Origin of the sequence: Leptolyngbya sp. PL-A3 (assembly GCF_039962325.1) — a bacterium.
Lineage (GTDB): Bacteria > Cyanobacteriota > Cyanobacteriia > Elainellales > Elainellaceae > Vacuolonema.
Window position 1 is genome coordinate 16,873 of record NZ_JAMPLB010000033.1, and the last position, 21,462, is coordinate 38,334.

12 protein-coding genes and 1 pseudogene are annotated in these 21,462 nt (G+C 49.1%); 11 read left to right on the plus strand and 2 right to left on the minus strand.

Annotated elements, in window-relative coordinates; all coding sequences use genetic code 11:
- The first annotated feature begins 6 nt into the window (after nt 1-6).
- From NDI52_RS21780 to NDI52_RS21795, 4 genes are all read left to right on the plus strand, one after another.
- Nucleotides 7-6,264, plus strand: a complete 6,258-nt coding sequence (locus NDI52_RS21780; RefSeq protein WP_199307569.1) for a non-ribosomal peptide synthetase — start codon at nt 7-9, stop codon at nt 6,262-6,264.
- Nucleotides 6,265-6,622: 358 nt separating this feature from the next.
- Nucleotides 6,623-9,415: a hybrid sensor histidine kinase/response regulator gene (locus tag NDI52_RS21785; protein ID WP_199307568.1), complete on the plus strand. Its 2,793-nt coding sequence runs from the start codon at nt 6,623-6,625 to the stop codon at nt 9,413-9,415.
- Between the two features lie 281 nt (nt 9,416-9,696).
- Entirely contained in the window at nt 9,697-9,999 is a 303-nt protein-coding gene (locus NDI52_RS21790; protein ID WP_190775288.1) for a hypothetical protein, read from the plus strand.
- 291 nt (nt 10,000-10,290) lie between these two features.
- Nucleotides 10,291-11,694: a cytochrome P450 gene (locus NDI52_RS21795; protein ID WP_190775289.1), complete on the plus strand. Its 1,404-nt coding sequence runs from the start codon at nt 10,291-10,293 to the stop codon at nt 11,692-11,694.
- Here the strand turns inward: NDI52_RS21795 and NDI52_RS21800 are convergent, their stop codons facing one another.
- Nucleotides 11,695-12,090 carry a barstar family protein gene (locus NDI52_RS21800; protein WP_190775290.1) on the minus strand — a complete coding sequence of 132 codons (396 nt, stop codon included), beginning with the start codon at nt 12,088-12,090 and terminating at the stop codon, nt 11,695-11,697.
- Between the two features lie 162 nt (nt 12,091-12,252).
- Here NDI52_RS21800 and nudC point away from each other — a divergent pair, with 162 nt between their 5' ends.
- On the plus strand, nt 12,253-13,068 hold the full coding sequence (nudC, locus tag NDI52_RS21805) for an NAD(+) diphosphatase (RefSeq protein ID WP_190775291.1): 816 nt from the start codon (nt 12,253-12,255) through the stop codon (nt 13,066-13,068).
- 180 nt (nt 13,069-13,248) lie between these two features.
- A complete protein-coding gene (locus NDI52_RS21810) occupies nt 13,249-14,481 on the plus strand; it encodes an aminotransferase class V-fold PLP-dependent enzyme (RefSeq protein WP_190775292.1) in 1,233 nt (410 codons plus the stop codon).
- A 628-nt stretch (nt 14,482-15,109) separates the two neighbouring features.
- On the opposite strand, the gene NDI52_RS21815 is transcribed toward NDI52_RS21810, so the two are convergent.
- Nucleotides 15,110-15,169 (minus strand): hypothetical protein, encoded by a 60-nt coding sequence (locus tag NDI52_RS21815; protein ID WP_347279994.1) that lies wholly within the window; start codon nt 15,167-15,169, stop codon nt 15,110-15,112.
- Between the two features lie 15 nt (nt 15,170-15,184).
- Here NDI52_RS21815 and NDI52_RS21820 point away from each other — a divergent pair.
- From NDI52_RS21820 to NDI52_RS21840, 5 genes and pseudogenes are all read left to right on the plus strand, one after another.
- A pseudogene (locus tag NDI52_RS21820) lies at nt 15,185-15,367 on the plus strand (biotin/lipoyl-binding protein); the annotation flags it as partial.
- Nucleotides 15,368-16,134: 767 nt separating this feature from the next.
- Nucleotides 16,135-17,268 (plus strand): sulfate ABC transporter substrate-binding protein, encoded by a 1,134-nt coding sequence (locus NDI52_RS21825; RefSeq protein ID WP_242035572.1) that lies wholly within the window; start codon nt 16,135-16,137, stop codon nt 17,266-17,268.
- Between the two features lie 4 nt (nt 17,269-17,272).
- Nucleotides 17,273-18,139 (plus strand): sulfate ABC transporter permease subunit CysT, encoded by an 867-nt coding sequence (gene cysT / locus NDI52_RS21830; protein ID WP_347279993.1) that lies wholly within the window; start codon nt 17,273-17,275, stop codon nt 18,137-18,139.
- On the plus strand, nt 18,129-18,995 hold the full coding sequence (gene cysW, locus NDI52_RS21835) for a sulfate ABC transporter permease subunit CysW (RefSeq protein ID WP_190775293.1): 867 nt from the start codon (nt 18,129-18,131) through the stop codon (nt 18,993-18,995). Before cysT ends, cysW begins: the two co-directional genes overlap by 11 nt.
- Nucleotides 18,996-19,016: 21 nt before the next feature.
- Nucleotides 19,017-21,389 carry a DUF3604 domain-containing protein gene (locus NDI52_RS21840; RefSeq protein ID WP_348256517.1) on the plus strand — a complete coding sequence of 791 codons (2,373 nt, stop codon included), beginning with the start codon at nt 19,017-19,019 and terminating at the stop codon, nt 21,387-21,389.
- The last annotated feature ends 73 nt before the right edge of the window (nt 21,390-21,462 follow it).

Sequence of the window (21,462 nt, forward strand, 5' to 3'; positions counted from 1 at the left end):
TCTACCGTGAAAATACATCCGTTTAGTCTTGAAATTACCTCTGTTCATCAACGTTTTGAAGTACAGGCAATGCGATCGCCCCAAGCAATTGCCTTAGAGTTTTCAGGACAATCATTGACCTATCAAGCCTTAGATGAGCAGGCCAATCAGTTAGCCCACTATTTGCAGGGATTAGGCGTAGGGCCTGACGTTTTGGTGGGAGTTTGTTTTGAGCGATCGCTCGAAATGATCATTGCAATTCTCGGTGTTTTGAAGGCCGGGGGTGCCTACGTCCCTCTCGATCCAGCATATCCAACAGAGCGGTTGGCTTTTATGCTGGGCAACGCAGGTGTTTCTGTGCTGCTGACGCAAAGCCACTTGTTGGGTTGCTTCCCTGCTCCAAAAGCGGTAGTCGTTTGCTTAGAAGAAAATGCGGCAATCGCGCGTCAAAGCACTACAAAACCACATACTCCTGTCACGCCAGAACATCTGGCCTATGTGATTTATACTTCAGGCTCAACAGGCAAGCCCAAAGGGGTCGCAATGCCCCATCGGCCTCTGCTGAACTTAATTTCCTGGCAAGCTGAGCATTCTATTGTCACCACTGGAAAAACCTTACAGTTCTCACCGATTAGCTTTGATGTTTCCTTTCAAGAGATCTTTTCGACGCTGGCTGTAGGCGGCACCCTCGTTCTCGTTACAGAAGAGATGCGACGAGATCCGCTGAACCTGTTGCGATCGCTTGAACAGATGAAAATTGAACGACTATTTCTGCCTTTTGTTGCTCTTCAACAACTAGCCGAAGTGGCTCAAGGTGTGGGTATCGCACCTAGCTCTCTACGAGAAGTGATTACGGCAGGTGAACAATTGCGGATTACCCCTGCGATTGCCCACTGGTTCGGGCAACTTCCCCACTGTTCCCTTCATAACCACTACGGTCCCTCCGAAAGCCATGTCGTTACGGCTTTCCACCTCACGGGGTCACCTTCAGATTGGGCACTTTTACCCCCCATCGGCAAACCCATCTCAAATACTCAAATTCATTTACTGGATGCCCAACACCAACCTGTAGCTGTGGGTGAGCCAGGAGAAATTTATATCGGCGGGATGTGCTTGGCACACGGCTATTTACACCGCTCCGATGTCACAGCAGAACGTTTCATTACCTCAACGGTATTGAAGGAGCGTCTCTACAAAACAGGAGACTTGGCGCGATATCTGCCAGACGGCAACCTTGAGTATCTAGGGCGGTTGGATCAGCAGGTTAAAATTCGTGGCTATCGCATTGAGCCAGGTGAAATTGAAGCCGTTTTAGAACAACATCCAGCGGTACGGGCGGCTGTGGTGGGAGTTTATGTGGACGCTACAGGCGACCAGCAGTTGGTGGGTTATGTCGTGCCACAGGAGACGGTCGTACAATCCCAACTGGTCAGGGAGTTACGTCAATTCTTACAGGCCCAACTTCCTGCTTACATGGTGCCGGGGGCGATCGCCTGCCTCGACCACCTGCCCCTCACCCCTAGCGGAAAGGTTGATCGTCAACGTCTACCCATTCCTGACCTGACAGCAGACTTAACCGTTGCAGCGCCAGAAACCCCCATGCAAGCCCTACTGGCTGAGATTTGGGAAGAAGTTTTAGGGCTCAAACAGGTTGGTATTCACCATTCATTTTTGGATTTGGGAGGTCACTCCCTACGGGCAATTCAGGTCGTTTCACGGATTCGCGATCGCCTCCATATCGAGCTACCCCTGCGCTGTCTGTTCGAATCTCCAACCATTGCCCAGTTGGCTGAGCAACTTGAAACAGCTCAGGATCTAACAGGGAAAGCACTTATACCCATCCAACCCATTTCCAGAGACAGCCAGTTGCCACTCTCCTCTATGCAGGAGTCACTATGGTTTCTGGATCAGTTGATGCCGAACCACCCCTTCTATAACGTTCCTGAAGCATTTTGCTTGCAGGGATGCCTGAATGTAGCAGCAATGCAGGCTAGTTTTCAGGCGATCGTGGAACGACACGAATCTGTTCGCACGGTTTTCAGAAGTGTGGCCGGAAAACCTGTGCAGGTCATTCAGCCAGCCCCAGCGTTTCCCTTGCCCGTGGTGAATTTGACGTTGCTGAACTCATCGGATGTCGAACAGGAGTTGCAAGCCTTCCTGTTGAAGGAAGCCCAAATCCCCTTCAATCTGGCTGAGGATCTGCTGTTACGGGCAACGCTGTTTCAAATCGGTGAAACGGAGCATGTTCTACTGGTTAATCTGCACCACATTGTGACGGATGGTTGGTCGATCGCCGTTTTGCTGGAAGAATTGGCAACGTTCTACCAAGCTTTTACGTTGCAGCAGGAACCCGCCCTTTCAGCCTTACCCATTCAATATGCAGACTTCGCGGTCTGGCAGCGCCAGGGGTTACAGCGTGAAAGACAGGCGGATCAGCTCGCCTATTGGCAGCAACAGTTAAAGGATCTGCCATTATTGCAATTACCCGGCGATCGCCCCCGCCCCGCGACCCCAACTTATCAGGGTGCACGGCAATTTTTTACCCTATCGCAATCCCTGACCCAACAACTCAAAGACCTCAGCCGCCAATCCGGTGTCACGCTATTCGTCACCTTACTCTCAGCCTTTCAAACACTACTGTTGCATTACACGGGGCAAGAAGATTTACCGGTTGGATCACTCGTTGCAAATCGCTCTTACTCAGAATTAGAGAAGCTCATCGGTTTCTTTGTAAACACCCTGGTGTTACGTACGGATGTATCCGGTGCACCCAGCTTCCGCGAGCTCATGCAGCGGGTTCGAGCAGTCACTCTGGATGCTTACGCCCATCAAGAATTTCCCTTCGAGCAGTTGGTGCAAGCGCTGCATCCTGATCGTGATTTAAATCAAAACCCTCTGGTACAGGTTCTATTCAATTTACAGAACACACCTACCACCGTTTGGGACGTTCCCGCTCTCACGCTGTCGCATCTGCCACTCGATAACCAAACAGCCAAATTTGATCTACTGCTGGAGCTGACGGAAACTCCTACAGGGCTCACAGGCTTCTTTGAATACAGTACCGATCTATTTAACGGGGCCACGATCGCCCGTATCCTGGCAAACTTCCAAATGTTGCTGGAAACGATTGTGGCGAACCCGGACCAATCGATCGTTGAGATGGCATTGTTAACCGACGCGGAACAACGGCAGATTAATACCTGGAACGATACCCGCGCCAATTACCCAAACGTTTGCTTGCACCAGCTTATTGAAGCGCAGGCCGAACGGAACCCCGATGCGATCGCCATCCAAACATCTGCGAACACCGCTGAGCTTCATGATCAGGTGCTCACCTACCGCATGCTTAATCAGCGGGCAAATCAACTGGCCCATCATCTGCAAAGCCTGGGAGTGCAGCCCAATGTGCTGGTGGGTGTTTGTATGGAGCGATCGCTGGATCTCATCGTTGGGCTACTTGCGATTCTCAAAGCAGGCGGTGCTTATGTACCGCTTGATCCAGCTTATCCTCAGGAACGGATTGCGTTCATGCTGGAGGATGCTCAGGTCAAAGTGCTGTTGACGCAGCAATCTCTACTCGAGAAACTACCTGACCATTCTGCTAAGACGGTTTGTGTAGATAGTGATTGGGAAGCGATCGCCACAGCCAGCCCAGAGAATCCTCTCAGCTCCGTACAGCCCGACAATTTAGCTTACGTCCTCTACACCTCAGGCTCCACAGGCAAACCCAAAGGTGTTCAGATTGAGCATCACTCCATCGTGAATTTACTGACATTTATGCGCCAGGAGCCGGGATTGACCGAGCATGATGTGCTGCTGGCAGTCACAACCGTCTCGTTTGATATTGCGGCAGTAGAACTCTATCTGCCGCTAGTGGTGGGAGCACGCAGCGTCATGGTGAGCCGTTGTGTGGCCTCGGATGCGGCACAACTGGTCAAAGCTCTGGAGCGATCGCAGGCTACCTTTATGCAGGCCACTCCGGCTACTTGGCGGCTGTTATTAGCAGCAGGATGGCAAGGTAGCCCGAACCTGAGAATTGTCTGTTGTGGAGAAGCTCTTAGCCGTGACCTGGCAAAGTGCCTGTTAGATCGCTGCCATACGCTATGGAATATGTATGGGCCGACTGAAACCACAATTTATTCAACCTTGCATCGAGTTAAGGATGAAGGGACCTTGGTTCCAATTGGGCGGCCTGTTGCCAACACGCAAATTCATCTCCTGGCACAGCGGGGAGAAAAATGGATTCCAGTACCCGTGGGAGTTCCAGGAGAACTGTACATCGGTGGGGACGGCCTGGCCCGAGCCTACTGGAATCGTCCAGACCTGACAGCGGAACGGTTTGTGGAGATACAGGTGGGCGATGCCTGTTGGGATGCCAAAGCCAAACGCCCAATCCGTCTTTACAAAACGGGGGATCTAGCCCGTTATTTACCAGACGGCACGATCGAGTATCTGGGACGACTGGATCATCAAGTCAAGATTCGGGGTTTCCGGATTGAACTGGGTGAGATTGAAACGGCTCTGAGCCAGCACCCCAACGTGCGTGAAAATATTGTAATTGCACGGGAGGATCAGGAGAACCAACGCCTGGTCGCCTATGTTGTGTCGCGTCACCTGAAAGGCACAACACACCTCGTCCCAGAGTTGCGGGCCTTTCTCAAACGCAAACTCCCGGAATTCATGGTTCCCAGCGCCTTTGTGATGATGGATGCTCTGCCCATCACACCCAATGGCAAGGCCGATCGCCGCGCTCTACCGACCCCCACTTGCGATCGCCCAGATCTACATGAAGCCTTTGTGGCCCCCCGCACTGCTACAGAACACCAACTGGCCGCAATCTGGAGGCAAACTCTGGGCATCCAACAGGTCGGTGTTCATGACAGCTTCTTTGAATTGGGAGGCCATTCCCTACTGGCTGCTCAAATCCTCTTCCAGATCCATCAAACCTTTGGTGTGGAGTTAGCCCTCCGGACGATTTTCCTGGCTCCTACCATTGCTGAACTGGCTCTCGTGATAGCGGATTTACAAGCAGGTGTAGGGGAAGGGGAGAGAGCGATCGCCCTCCCACTCAATCTTCATGCCGAATCGGTGCTGGACTCCAGCATTGACCCAACGGGTCTACCAATCGCCCATCACCTGGAACCCCGAAACGTATTGTTAACAGGTGCGACAGGCTTTTTAGGGGCTTATTTGCTGCATGAGATTTTGGAGCAAACTCAGGCGACGGTTTACTGCTTAATGCGGGCCGATCAGGCAACGGATGCCGCGCAACGACTACAACGGAGTTTGGAATTCTATTCGCTCTGGAAGGGTGAACGGAGCACTCGCATCATTCCTGTTGTTGGGGACCTATCATTACCTCGCTTTGGGTTATCGGAGCAGCAGTTTTCAGATCTGGCTGCGTCCATTGATGTGATTTATCACAATGCAAGCTGGGTGAATTTTGTCTATCCCTATTCCGTTCTCAAAACAGCCAATGTTGAGGGCACCAAGGAAATGCTGCGCTTCGCCAGCCAGACTCAAGTGAAGGCCGTACACTTCCTGTCGTCTCTCGGCGTTTATGCCCCTGCTGCCTATGCAGACGGGTGGATTCAGGAACAGGATTTACCCGATCGCACTGCGGGTCTTTACGGTTACACTCAAACCAAGTGGGTTTCTGAAAACCTAATTCGGGCGGCCCAGGCACGTGGCATTCCTGCTGCTATTTATCGTCCCGCCTGGATTGAGGGCCACACTCAGACAGGGGTTTGCAACCATAGCGATTTTCTTCGCAGCATGATCAAAGGCTGCTTACAGTTGGGCATTGCGCCAGACTGGAACATGCCCGTTGACATTGTGCCCGTTGATTTTGTGAGTCAGACGATCGTCCATCTCTCGAAACAAGCATGTACCGTTGTTGGCAATGCCTTTAATCTGTCAAATCCTTCGACAATTTCGTGGCAGCACTTAATGAATTGGCTACGGGAACGGGGATACCCGCTGCGATTGCTACCTTATGCAGAATGGATTGTGGAGGCGATCGCTCGCATTCGCTCAACCCCAGATAATGCCCTGTATCCTTACCTCACATTCCTATCAGAGCAGGCCGATCAGGGGATGACGGTTCCCGAACTCTACTTCCAAACGAATAGCCTTCTGTTCAATTGCCAGAATGTGATGAATGGATTAGCGAATTCGGAAATTTTTTACCCCCAAATTGATGAGAAGCTGTTGACAACTTACTTCTCCTATTTCATCAACAGCGGTTTCCTCCCCTCCCCTCAAGACTTCAGCCCTCAGTCATAGTTGTTCTAAAGTTCGTTTTTTCGTGCATTCTACCCATGAAAAACGAACTTTAGGATCATGCATTGAATAACCTGCGGTTCTTTTTGTAGAAGTGACAGCTTTGCTGCGCCTTCCACAAAAAGAACCGCAGGTTGTTTATTTGTGAATCCTTAGTACTTGATAACTTCAGTTGAGCAGGGGGATGCAGCCCCTCTCCAGCTCGCGGAAGGGTAATTTTTCTGTTGCAGAGTGACGAAAAATTACCCTTCTGGGTTTTGGTTCTAGAAAGGTGAAAGATCCAAGTAGAGCTATACACCCCCTTTTCTTGCGGAATGCAAAGAGGTTGTGAATGGGCTCCTAAATCTGGGAAATCTAAACAATGACCCGATCTCCCTGTGTGTCCCTGCAAGTCAAAACTATGGCAACTCCTGCTGCAAAAGCTTCTAAGAAATTACCGCTCTACCTCGTTCTAGTTGTACCGTTTCTGCTCCAAATTTTTGCAGCAGTAGGCTTAACAGGGTGGCTCTCCTTTAGAAATGGCCAGAAGGCCGTCAATCAGCTTGCTGGGCAACTCATTGACAAGAACTCACGATTGGTTGAACAGCACCTCGACGAATTTCTAACCACTCCTCAACAGGTTCTCAAAACGGATCTGGATGCTATTGAGTTGGGCCAGATGAGTCTACAAGACCACGCTAGAGCAGGGCACTATTTCTGGAAGCAGGCCACGACATTTGATGATATTAGCTATATTGGCTACGCCCTCTCAACGGGTGAGTTTGCTGGGGCCGGTGCATTCCTGAAAGACCAGGGAATTACGATCGATGAGATTTCTGCTAAAACGGGTGGTAGAAATTTGACTTATGCCACCGACAATTTAGGAAATCGCTCCGAAGTCGTTAAAGTTTACGATAACTGGAATCCCCGAGAAGAAATATGGTACAAGCAACCTGTCGCAGCAGGGAAAGCAGTCTGGGGAGACGCTTATATCTGGGCCAATGACCCTGTAGTTGCCGTGGCTTTAAGCCAACCAATTTATGACACTTCCAAGAAACTCAAAGGTGTTTTTCTCATTGAGCTTTTCCTGGATAAAGTGAGCGACTTTTTGAGTACCTTGAAGGTTAGCCCATCGGGGAAAGTTTTTATTATCGAACGGGATGGGACATTAATTGCTCACTCTATTGAGCAAGACCCCTTCACGATGAAGGAGGGTAAAGCGCAACCGCTCAATGTTCTAGATAGTACAGATCCGTTAATTCAGGCAACCGCTCAACACTTGCAGGAGAAGTTTGGCAATTTCTCCAACATCCAGGACAGCCAGGAGATACAGTTTGACTTTGGCAAGAACAAGGAGTTTATTAAAGTAACGCCTTTGCAGAATGAACTGGGGTTGGATTGGCTGGTGATTGTCACCGTTCCAGAGGCTGACTTCATGGAACAAATTAATGCAAACAATCACACGACCATCTTCCTCTGCTTCGTAGCGCTAGGTGTCGCTAGCGCTATGGGGATGTTAACGGCACGTTGGATTACTCGCCCTATTGCACGGTTGAATAGAGCGAGCCGGGCGATCGCCTCTGGAAACATGCAACAGGTGACTGAAGCCAGCCAGATTCAAGAGCTCGACGAGCTGTCCCAATCCTTTAACCAGATGGCAGGGCAGTTACAACAGTCCTTCACCGCGTTGGAGAAGACGAACGAAGAACTGGAACATCGGGTTGAAGAGCGTACTGCTGAACTAAGAGAAGCCAAGGAAGCGGCTGATACGGCGAACCATGCTAAGAGTGAATTTTTAGCCAATATCAGTCATGAATTAAGAACGCCTTTGAACGGTATTTTGGGCTATGCCCAAATTCTTCAGTGTTCACAAAATGTTGTAGAGAAGGATCGCCATAATGTTCAAATCATTTATCAGTGTGGTTCCCACCTATTAACACTGATTAATGATGTGTTGGACATTTCAAAAATTGAAGCCAGAAAACTAGAGCTGATTCCGGTTTCTATTCATTTACCTGCCTTTTTACAGGGCGTTGTTGAAATCTGCCGAATTAAGGCAGAACAAAAGAAACTGAAGTTTATCTATCAACCTTCAGAGAACTTGCCCCTTGGCATTAAAACCGACGAGAAGCGATTGCGGCAAGTTTTGATTAATCTACTCGGTAACGCGATTAAGTTTACCTCAAGGGGGAGCGTTACGTTTGCGGTTGAAGCCGTCTCCAATTTTACCGATCCGACCACTGTAAAACTTCATTTCATAGTACAGGATACCGGCACTGGCATTGCCTCTGAACATTTGGAGCGGATTTTTCTACCCTTTGAGCAAACGGAAAAAGCAAAGCTACAAACTGAGGGAACTGGCTTAGGACTGGCTATCAGCCAAACCATTGTAGAACTGATGAATAGCCGCATTCAGGTACAGAGTAAACTGAATGCCGGAAGCGTATTTGAATTTGAGATCATTTGCCCATTGGCAGAGGATTGGATCGAATCCAATATCATAACGAGTATTGGTAAAATCAAAGGATATGTTGGCCAACAGCGTAAGATTTTGATTGTTGACGATCGCTGGGAAAATCGTTCTGTTGTTGTCAATCTACTAGAACCACTTGGTTTTAGTTTGATAGAGGCGAGCAATGGGCAAGAGGGACTGGATAAAACCAAAGAGTTTCAACCTGATCTCATCATCGCTGACCTGGCAATGCCGGTTATGAATGGGTTTGAGATGACCCGACTGTTACGCGAGTCTGAAGCATTCCGCCATATGCCGATCATTGCATCTTCAGCCAGCGTATCTAACATTGATCGGCAGCAGAGCCTGGCCGCGGGTTATGACGACTTCCTTCCCAAACCCGTCTCTGCCGCCGAACTACTCGACCAACTGGAACACCACTTACAACTGCAATGGACTTACCAGGCTAACGCAGATGAAGGGGTTACCCCGAGCGCTAGCGGGGCTTCTACGGAGATGACCATTCCATCCTCTGCAGAATTGACCAATCTGTATAGGGCCGCGCAGGCAGGCTATGTGATAGATATCCAATCCGAAGCGAACCTTCTTAAGGAGCGTGATGTCAGGTATAGAGCGTTTGCCGATAAGGTTTTGCAATTGGCTGAGGAGTTTGAGGATGAGGCGATCGCCAACCTAATTCAGCCCTATATTGCTGCAACCTGAGAGGCAGTTTGAAAAGGTCCACTAAGAGTTGATTTTCCATGCACTAGATGCACGAATCAACGGTTCAAACTGCCCCTAGAAGGAGACTTGAAGGCTTTTTTGGGCGTTGTTTTATGAGTTTTGGAGAGCCTGTTTTCAAGGTTGTTTTCTAAACGCAAAGCGAATGGAAAACAACCTTGAAAACAGGTTTTCGTAGATATTAGACCTTCTGCGTGAATTGTTGAGCGGCTCCGCCGCTCAACAATTCACGCCCCCAAAAACCGATTCATACAGGAGGTCTATTGATTCACCATTTGGATTTTTCGGAACTGTTGTGTACGATTGGAAAACCCTATACTCCCTCAGTTTTAATGATGGTTTCAGGTATTTTCTCAGAACAACCAAACCCACAAAAGTATAGATTTGCTCCGACCGATAAGATTACAGCCCACGAATTAGCTCAATTGCTCCCCCTACTGGCGGCTGCATGGCAGGACGTGGATGTAGATATGCTGATGAGCCGTGGTGAACTTCCTGAGTGGGCAAATCCCAAAATTGAGGCTTTACCTGACCATTTAAGAAGGCATTTCGTGCAGGGGCTCTGAGGCGATCGCATATTCCTTAGGAGATTTCTGGGAAACAATATCCCCATTATTTGGAAAAAAGGCGCGGCTTCGCCGCGCCTTTTTTCCAAATAATGGGGAAGTTCTTATCTGGAAATCTCCTTAGGAGATTTCCAGATAAGAACTTCCCCGCATTACGAAGGTAATTTCATGACTGGAAACCTCCTCAACTCAGACTCATCTTGCTTTCGATACCCGACTGCGATTAGCCCTGCTACACTCAGGAGGTGGCGATCGCCCTAAAGCACGTCCCAAATGTAGATTTGCTGGATTATGGTCAACACTTCTCCTCGATTGCTAAACGGCCCTGCAAAAACTCCTTCATGGCTGCGTCGTCTATGGGGCTTTCGCTTCCTGTTTCAACCGATTGAGACCCTAGAAGCGCGCCATCAGGCGTACGGGGACGATTACCGCGTATCCCAGCCCGACTTCCAACCTGCCCTGGTTTATTTCAGTAGCCCTGAAGCGCTGGAAGCAATTTTTACGGCGAAACCAGAGCAACTAAGTGCCGGGAGAGGGAACCAGATTTTAAGAGAATTGCTAGGGGATCACGGAATTGTACTGCTAGAAGGGGCAGCGCATCAACGGCAACGGCAACTGTTGATGCCGCCTTTCCATGGCGATCGCATGCGTTCCTATGCTGAGGTGATCCAGTCCATTACGACTCAAACAATGAGCCAATGGAATACGGGTAGTATCTTTGCAGTGCGGCCTGCCATGCAAGCCATTTCCTTACAGGTGATCTTGCAAGCTGTGTTTGGGCTCCAGGAGGGACTGCGATATGAGCAGTTGCGCCAGAAGCTCACGCAGATGCTGGATGGGTTTGGTTCTCCAGTGGGTGCAATGTTTCTGTTCTACCCAATTTTGCAGAAAGACTGGGGGGAATGGAGCCCCTGGGGACGTTTTCTACGACTGCGGCAGCAGGTGAATGAGCTGATCTATGCTGAGATCGCTGAGCGCCGTGCTTATCCTGATGCCAATCGAACCGATATCCTGGCGTTGTTGATGGCAGCCCGTGATTCCGAAGGCCAACCTCTGAGCGATGCCGAGTTACGAGACGAGCTGATTACGTTGCTGTTTGCAGGCCATGAAACAACGGCCTCTGCATTAGCGTGGGCCTTGTACTGGATCGCCTACCTGCCGGACGTGCGAGCTAAGCTGCTGGCAGAGCTGGATGGGGTAGATGGGGATGCAGATCCAGTTGCGATCGCTCGGCTCCCATACCTGAGCGCCATCTGTCAGGAAACCTTACGCTTATATCCGATTGCAATCGGTGCATTTCCACGGATAGTCAAGCAACCGATGAAAATTGCAGGCTACGAGTTAGAAGAGGGTACGGTGGTGATCCCGTCTATCTACCTGGCACATCACCGCGATGCCGTCTACCCGGAGCCGAAGCAGTTTAGACCTGAGCGTTTTTTGGAACGGCAATACTCGCCCTATGAATATCTGCCGTTTGGTGGGGGCGATCGCCGCTGCATTGGGTCGGCTTTTGCACTGTTTGAGATGAAGTTGGTACTGTTCCAACTGATATCCAACCTGGAAATGACGTTGGTCAACGCCAAACCTATCCGCCCAATGCGTCGGGGGCTAACAGTTGCCCCCTCAGATCGCTTCCAGATAAAAGTAGCTAGCATGCGTCGCACTGTTTCTCAGTCTAGCCATGCAGCGCTCTAATCACAGTTCATCCAATTCATTCAGTACCAATTCCACGTTCGGCTGGCTTTGAATAATTTCTACTAACCAGTCATATACCGTTGGCCCCTGCCCTCGCAGTGCTGCCCGGAGTGCCCAAGCCGTCTTAATTAAGACTGTTGGGGGGCAATCTCGTAGCCGTTGCAGGAGCTGGCGAACGGTTTCGTTATAGCCCAGTGCTGACTGAGCATAGCTGGCCTCTTGCCACACAAGCCGAAACGTTTCAGGCAATTGCCCGTAATCACCTCGCAGAACGAGAGGAAGGGCATCCAAATTCTCGTCCCAAGCCTTTCCTCCCAGCAGAACTTGTCCAATCTCTTGATAGAAAGCTTCTAGCGTTGTCGTGCGACGACCATCAATGACATACTCTGGCTTCACGAGTTCTCCAGAAAGGCGATGAGATCATTTTCCAGAGTACAGTTATTAATTGTCTGCTAACCATGCCTAAATTGATGATGGAAGTGACTTGGCGTCATCTGAGTGAAGGTTAGCTGGATACTTCATTGTTTGAATTTTAACCTACTGTGCACTATCGCCACTATGATTCGAATTTTCACTCCAGGTATTACTCCTCCCAGTGAGCAGACTGAACCCAGTTGGTGGTTTGCGTTTAGTGGTAGCAAGCTATTGGTTCAAAGCCAGCGGCAGGAGCCCATTCCTTCCCTGATGAGTCTGGCAGATATTGGACTAGAACCTGTTCGCATTCAGTTTCTCGGTACATTGGATAACCAACCCTGTTATTCAGCGGAGTTGCCCATGGAAGCCCAGATTCCTGAGGGTATGATCCTGAAAGGATTGCGGGAGTTGTCTGGGATACTCGATGATGACCTATTTGCGCTGAGTGGTCGTGCGGTACAGATTGTAGAGTGGGATCGAACACATCAGTTTTGCGGGCATTGTGCAGCTCGCATGACTCAACTGCCTGACGAACGTGCCAAGCGTTGTCCCAACTGTGGGTTAGTCAACTATCCGCGCCTGTCGCCAGCGGTGATCGTGCTCATTGCCAGGGGGGAAGAACTTTTATTAGCGCGCGCCCCTCACTTTCCAGCAGGCATGTATGGATTAGTGGCTGGGTTTGTTGAACCTGGAGAATCTTTGGAAGACACGATCAAGCGGGAAGTGCACGAAGAAGTTGGGATTACCATCAAGAACCTGTGCTATTTTGGTTCACAGCCCTGGCCCTTTCCCAATTCATTGATGGTTGGCTTTACCGCAGAGTATGAAAATGGGGAAATTGAGATTGACCCTCAGGAGCTAGAAGTGGCTGCGTGGTTTCATAAATACAACCTTCCCATCATTCCGCCTAGCATTAGTATTGCACGCAAGTTGATTGACTGGTTTGTTGGCCAACCCTAATTAGTTTGCTTTAAATGTTAATTCACCAAGGGCACTATTGTATTCCTGTATAATTTGTAGAATGTTTTTGAGAAGTAGCCTGTACCCATCTATTTTTCAAAAACATTTGGAATTGTTATCGTGGCTCATTCGCAAGAAAGCCATTATTCTTGAGAAATATTTTTACGAGACTTTCATACCATGAAAAAGATTGCTAGTAATCATCTTTTAAATGATGTTAGCCAGTATTCTAAACATTGGTTGCTAGATCCAGAAATCGTTTATTTAAATCATGGTTCATTTGGAGCTTGTCCAATTCCTGTTCTTAATTTACAAACTGAGATTCGTCAGCGTTTAGAAGCTGAGCCGGTCAAGTTTTTTGCCCATGATTTAGAGGGGCTACTAGATAATGCAGTCAGCGAGCTTGCTTCTTTTGTCGGTACTCTTCCTGATAATTTGACGTTTGTTCCCAATGCAACAGCAGGGGTCAATACTGTTTTGCGTTCTATCAAATTTCAGGCCGGTGATGAGCTATTGCTGACAAACCATGAATATAATGCTTGCCGCAATGTTGCTGATTTTATTGCTAGTCAATCGGGAGTAAACCTAATCGTTGCCGATATTCCATTTCCCTTAGAGTCAAGTGATCAGATCATCCAACCCATCTTGGAAAAAATTTCTAAGAAGACTCGCTTGGTATTGATGGATCATGTAACAAGTCAGACCGGATTAATTTTTCCAGTTCAGCAACTTGTGGCCGAGTTATCACAACGGGGTATAGACAGCTTGATCGATGGCGCTCACGCTCCAGGTCTTCTACCGTTAAAACTTGATGAAATTAAGCCTACTTACTACACAGGAAATTGTCACAAATGGATGTGTGCACCTAAGGGTGCAGCATTCCTTTATATCGCACCTGATAGACAAACAATCATGCGTCCTCTATCTATTAGCCATGGTGCTAATTCACCCAGAACAGATCGATCTCGTTTTCGTCTAGAGTTTGATTGGCTTGGCACTCATGATCCAACTGCATATTTATGTGTGCCAGAAGCTATTAAGTTTATGGGCTCCTTACTGCCCGGAGGATGGGCAGAATTAATGCAAAAAAACCATTCTTTGGCTTTAAAGGTCAGAGAAATGCTATGTCGTTTTTTAGAAATACCCGTACCAACTCCAGACACGTTAATTGGGTCAATGGCCTCAATACCCCTACCTTCAAAACTAGCAGATACTTATGCTTTTAATGAAAAGACTATTTCTTTGCAAGAGATATTATTTAGAGAATTCCACATCGAAGTTCCTATAATGGACTGGCCAGAACCATCCCAAAAGCTCTTAAGAATTTCTGCTCAAATCTATAATTCTTTTGAGCATTATGAGAGATTGGCAGATGCCTTGAAGGTCTTAATATCGAGATCCAGATTGCTTTAGCTTCTATCAAATCTCTGAAAACTACAGCGTTTTCCATCAGATTAAGTACAGCAATTCTCATTTTGAAATCAGGCCCGAAAACCGCGCGCCTTTGGCGCGCGGTTTTCGGGCATCAAAGCCAAGAGTTCACGCCCGTAGGGCGTGAACTCTTGGCTTTGATGCCCATGCTGAGAATTGCTGCTGTACCTAATCTTAGTAAGTAGGTCGTCATAGAAAGATATAAAATAGTTAGAGCATTAATCACCCCTGCCATAAAATGCCTGCTCCGTTGCAAGTCGAGTTAACCCTTGCAGAAGACACCGCCTTACGAGAACTGAGTTGAGCCGCAGAAGTACCTGGTTAACTCGCCCACGAGAATGACTGTGCTCCTCAACAGTAGCGGTTGGAGGGTGGAACAAATTGTCATTGAGCACGATGTCAAAGGCAAAAGTGCAAAACCCCGCTCTACACCTCAAACAACCGGAAAGTAGACGAAGAGCATAGCGATCGCGCCCCCTCTTACCCTCCCGCTGCTAATTCACTGGACCCACAAAGGATTGGGATTGAGTTCTCTAACTGTTACCCAGTAGCGGCAGAAAGGTGCTGGCAAACATGGCGGCTTGGGGGCGATCGCGCACATTCAACGGGCTCAAGATATGCGTGATATGGTTTTTAAGGTTCGTTCTGAGATGAAAAGGGATTCAGCAATCTCGCGGTTACTGGCCCCCCGAAACGATTATCCGGAAGCCCGAAGACATTGGGGTATTTGAAACAGTTGTTGGTGAAGGAGGGCGATCGCGTGCAGCAATGCCAAATTGTTGCTTACATGGATGACTCTAACCTTCAGGGTCAGTTAACGCAGACTCGCGCTCAGCTAGCCCAGCAAGAAGCGAACTTAGCCAAGCTATTCGAATTGAGGCAACGTCGCAAAAACAGCAGGTTCAACGTCCGCTGGTATTGTCGTTAAACCTTCTACCAAGATTTGGAAGAGACGATATAGGAGCAGGCACCACACCCTATCCACAGATTAAAACACCAACACGGACCGCAGTTGAGGACACGTTCACAACGGCAAAATGCCTGCCTCAAAAAGTTGGCAGGCATTAGACCGAACACAGGCCGGCTTATAGTCAGGGCTTTTATAGAACTCGCCCCGTTTGATATAAGTAAAAGTTTAAACCGAGCGAACTCATTAATCGTACCGCTTAAGGTTCTTTTTAGATTTATCTCGATCCAAGCATCGTGAATTGGCGCGATCGCCTTCCACGCTTTATATTAACCAGTTTTACTCTTTTATCTGACGACAAATTAAGTCTAAGTCAGCATTACCTCATAAAACCCGCCATTTTTTGCCAAAACACTTGAAATCGAATTCCATCCGTGCCATACTCCATGCGAGCTACAGATGTAATTTGGCTAACAATTGAAGAAGTCGAAAGCCTAGCTTTCTGAAAAAAGCCCTTCGTGAAGAGCTTTTCAGCAACTCTTTGTCACAAACAATTTGAAACTTCTCCCCAAATTTCTACTTAAAAAAGGGGAGAGTTTTCGAGTGCCACCTTCTCCTGGCCCTCGTGATTTTTCATCTTTCGGGAAGTTTCAGATACAGCAGCCACACGCCCAATAACCTTAAAATATTTCAAAACACACGTTTGTCGGTAGGGTTTTCGGTGTATCTTGTTTCAAGCAGGTTTAAATGTGATACACATGAGAACCTCTAAAACTTTCTTCATCGACAGGATCATTATGAAAAGGCGCTCTGTGCTGTATGCTTCACTGTTTACAGCAGGTCTTTTAGTGACTGCTTGTACACAATCTCAGCAGTCTGAACAGGCCGAACAAAATACATCATCTGAGCCCCAGACTACGGGTGCGCCGGCCGCTGTTGAGTTAACACTGGTGTCCTATGGAGTAGCAAAACCGCTCTACTCGAAGATCATTCCAGCATTTCAGACGGAGTGGCAAGAGAAAACGGGTCAAAAGGTAACATTCAAGGAATCTTACGGAGCTTCGGGAGCTCAAACCCGTGCTGTTTTAGGGGGGTTAGAAGCTGACATTCTCGCCCAGAACATTCAGAGTAACGTTGACCCACTGGTTGAAAAAGGGTTTGTTTCAGCCGATTGGAGCAAGCGCTTACCCAATCAGGCTTCTCCTGCCAGCACGGTCATGGTCCTGGTTACACGCCCTGGTAATCCAAAGCAGATCAACAGCTGGAAAGACCTGGCTAAAGATGGCGTATCGATTGTAGCGATTAATCCTCAAACATCCGGAAATGCCCGGTGGGGAATTTTAGCGGGCTACGGTGCCGTAGAAAAGGCAGAAGGTGAAGCCGCTGCAAACGAATATTTAGCTGGCTTCGCAAAGAATATCAAAACACTCGTAAGCAGTGGGCGGGAAGCCACTGACGCATTTGTGAAGAACCAGATTGGTGATGTTCTAGTCACTTTTGAAAACGAAATCATTTTCACAAATGATGCTATTCCAGATGATTATCCCTATGTTGTTCCAACCCAGAATATTCAGGTTGATTTCCCCGTAACTATTATCGACAAAGTGGTTGATAAGAACGGCACTCGGGAAGTTGCGGAGGCCTTTACCCAGTTCTTATTCAGCCCAAAAGGGCAAGAAATCTTTGCCCAGGCTGGCTACCGCCCCATCGATTCGCAGGCTGCTGCGACAAAGTCTAGTCAATATAAGCCAGTAGATAAGCTCTACACTGTTGCAGACTTTGGTGGATGGTCAGCCGTCAACGCAAAATTGTTTGCTGATGGGGGATTGTTTGACGCCGCTCAAGCCGCCAACAAACCGTAACATGATGATGCGCACAACATCTGCACCCAAAATTGCAGGTCGAGCATTATTTTCGGGGCTGGTACTCACTTACCTCAGCTTTATTCTGCTATTACCGTTAGGCGTTATTTTTCTACAAGCGTCTAAGCGTCCCTGGCAGGAGTTGTGGCAAGTCATTACGGCCCCCGTTGCTATCGATGCCTACACGTTATCTTTCTCAGCAGCTATTCTCGCTGCCCTGATCAACAGCGTGTTTGGGGTCATTCTTGCCTGGATTCTGGTGCGCTATGAGTTTCCGGGTAAACGGTTTGCGGATGGGTTGATTGATTTGCCCTTTGCCATGCCTGCGGTAGTGGCGGGAATTGCGCTGCTCTCTCTGTATGGGCCAGATGGCATATTGGGGCAATACCTGAATCCGGGAACAGCTCTGGGGGATGGGCTGCAACAATTAGGGGTTCAACCCATTAATTTGACCTCATCTGTCATAGGGGTGGTGTTTGCTAAGGTTTTCGTGACGCTACCTTTTGTGGTACGGACTGTACAGCCCGTTCTGATGGACATTGAGCCCGAAGTGGAGGAGGCCGCCCATACGTTAGGAGCCAGCGATCGCCAAGTTTTCTGCCGGGTCATCTTCCCCCAATTGCTTCCGGCAATTCTCACAGGCTTTACGCTGGCCTTTGCGCGGGGAGTTGGTGAGTATGGAGTCGTTGTATTAATTTCGGGCAATATTCCTTACGAAACGATGATCAGTTCAGTTTATATCTATCGTCGTTTAGAGGAGTATGACTACAGTGGAGCAACGGGCATTGCCATTGTGCTGCTGCTTGTTTCACTCGTCATTCTGGTCTGTACAAATCTGCTGCAATGGTGGACTCGACGATATGACCATTAAGTTGTCGCAAACCAGGCAGATCACTCTGCGCTTACCCCAGATTCCCTGGGGGCGTTACCTGCTGATTAGCTTGGGATTGTCTTTTTTAGCCATCGTCGTTCTCTTTCCCCTGCTAACGGTGTTTTATCAGGCCTTTGCCAGTGGTGTGACAGCTTATTGGCAAGGTATTACAACGCCTGAGGCACAACATGCGATCGCCCTCACACTAACTATTGCGCTTGCCTCAGTTCCCATCAACACCTTTTTTGGGATTGCGATCGCCTGGATTCTGGCACGCTACCCATTCCCAGGAAAGGTGTTGTTGATTGGATTGCTGGATCTACCCCTTGCCATTTCACCAGTGGTCGTGGGGTTAATGTTTATCCTGCTTTACAGCCCTACAGTTGGTCTTTTTGGAAGCTGGGTTGAAGCTATCAACCTAAAAGTAATTTTTGCGTTACCTGGGATGATACTCACAACGTTATTTGTGACGTTACCTTTTGTGGCGCGGGAAGTGTTACCTGTTTTTCAAGCCATGGGTATAGAAGCGGAAGAAGCCGCGCAAACCCTGGGAGCCAATGCCTGGCAGACCTTTTGGCGTGTTACCTTTCCTTCGATCCGTTGGGCTGTGTTTTATGGAGTCATTCTCTGTACGTCTCGGGCGATCGGGGAATTTGGAGCGGTTTCTGTTATCTCCGGGAAGTTAATTGGGGAAACCAATACGCTCACACTACACATTGAACAGGTTTATACCGAGTATCAAACGGTTGCGGCCTTTGCCTGTGCTTCGCTGCTTGCACTTCTGGCATTGCTGACCCTTTTTGTTCAAGAACTCTTACGGATGACTGACAAAGTAAAAACGTCATCCAAACACTAATCTCACCTGAGGATCAATACTGTGGACGAAACCCTAAACTGCCTGGGAGACTATGCTCACCCCCAGGGATATTTGGAGTACGTCAGCACACTCCCTTTTCTGGGGCAGTTGCGCTGTTCTGCTCACACCCTTGAAGCGGGGAGCTGGCAAGAAATTCTCCTTGACTATGAAGTTGGCGCTTCTGGTATTGCCGATGGTGCCTGGATTAAAGTGACCTTCAAGTTCTATTCCGACTGGGGGTTGTTTCAAACAGAAGACCCAGCGGCGGCCAACTATTTATCGGCAGAGTATCAGGCACGGCCCACTCTGCCCGGGGAAAGCCCAGCAACGGTACAGTCCCTCAAGGTTCGTTTTGACCAGAAGGGGCATGAACGTCCTTTCCAGAAGGCGATCATTGTCGATATTGTCGATGGTTATCTAAAACCGGGCGATCGCATTCTCATTCGTCTAGGCGATCGCCGTGCTGGAGGCCCAGGAACTCGCATCCAAACCTTTGTGGAAGAGGGGTTCCGATTTCGGGCTTACATTGACCCCGTTGGCACGTCTCGCTTTGCCGCCATTCCCGGAGATGTAGTGCTGGATATTGTTCCGGGTGCGCCTGAGAAACTGACGATTGTTAGCCCTCGCTTGGTGAAGGCGGGAACATCTTTCCCCTTGAGAATTCGAGCCGAAGACCGTTGGGGCAATACCTGCTGGAACCTGGGCCAAACTCTGAAGTTAGCCCAAAAGAGCGCTTCTGGAGCGGTTGTTGAGCGATCGCTTACCCTACCCGAACAGGGATGGGCCGTGACCAAAACAGACCTAACTCTGGACACGATCGCAGAAACATTATTCCAGGCAACCCTGGTGGGAAGTGATTTGCAAAGCCATCTCACACCCGTCACTGTCGAACTTGATCTGGATTACCCACGGGCGTTTTTTGCGGATCTGCATGTGCATTCCAACAACACGGTTGGAACCAATAGTACAGAATACAACTTTGCCTACGGCCGAGATGTTGCGGGATTAGACATTCTGGGTTACACCGCGAATGACTTTAACATCACAAAGGAACGCTGGCAGGATGATGTTAAACAATGCCGGGAGATTACCGAGGAAGGCCAATTTCTCTGCTATCCCGGCACAGAGTGGTGCGGAAATTCAGCGGCGGGGGGCGATCGCAACGTCATCTTCCTGGGCAATGATGTGAAATTCCCTCACGATGAGCAGGGGAGGCAGGTGCGATCGTTTGAGTGGAATGAGGATATGAAAGGGCAGGAGTTAGTCCCCGGTGCCTGGCCTGTGGATCGGTTATTTGCAGCTTATATTCATGATCCCGACCAACATTTGCTCATTCCCCACGTGGGCGGACGTCGCGCCATTCTGGACTGGCATCATCCCCGTTTAGAAAGGTTGATTGAGATTGGTTCTGCATGGGGGCATTTCCCCTGGTTTTATCAAGATGCGATTCGTCGGGGTTATAAGGTTGGGGTGTCTGCCAACGGGGATGAACATCGAGGACGATGTGGGGGCGGTGTGCCTGGTACGGCTGTGTTTGGTGTGAACGGAGGACTAACGGGGGTGATTGCTCCATCTCTGACAAAATCTGCCGTCAATCAGGCCCTACGTTCCCGACATACCTGGGCGACGACGGGCGATCGCCTGGTTGGGTTGCTCTGGTCTGGTTCCCATATTCAAGGGGATGAGTTTACAGCATCCGGTTCTGTCGACATTCAGTATCGATTTCTAGGCAGTAGCGGTTGGGATGAAATCGCCGCGTATACCGATACAGGCTTGCTGTGGAGCCGAAATCTTCAAGCAGAGTCAGGCTACTCGCCCAACCGCATTCGGCTTCGCTGGGGCGGTGCGCGGATTAAAGACCGCTATCGTTGGGCAGAATGGCACGGTGTCTTAGAGTACTCCAATACTCTTGTGCAAAGCTACCAAGCCTACGGGCTGGAGCATCCAGAGGAATATGTGAGACGAGCCAGCCCGTTAAAACTGGAGTTCCGTTCAGATACTTACGGAGATAGCGATGCGATTGAATTAGAACTATCAGATTTGCTCCACGCGCGTTTTCACCTGCATCTCCAAATTGGCAGCTATACGAAGGTGGGTAGCCCGCTGAAGCCAAATCCCTATATCCACTGTCCGGAATTCACCTGGGAATTTACGGGACAGGAATTGCTGACACAAGGGAGCCTGCGCCAGGAATTGGGTGGTGCAGAACTCTTTGTGGCAGCAGAGCGTGTGAGTAACGAGCCAATGCCCCGCGATGTCAGCGGCCAGTTTACTCTGGAGCCACAATCTCGGCCCCATGGCTTTGTCCCTATCTATCTATCAGGTCGCCAGGTTGATGATTCAAAAGTTTGGACAAGCCCATTATTCATCACATTTGAAGGCTTTTCGTCCTAGCACTGCACAGCAGAAATCAATCTACATTAAATGGTGTGGGATGCGAAGCACCCCACGCCATTCAACATGCACC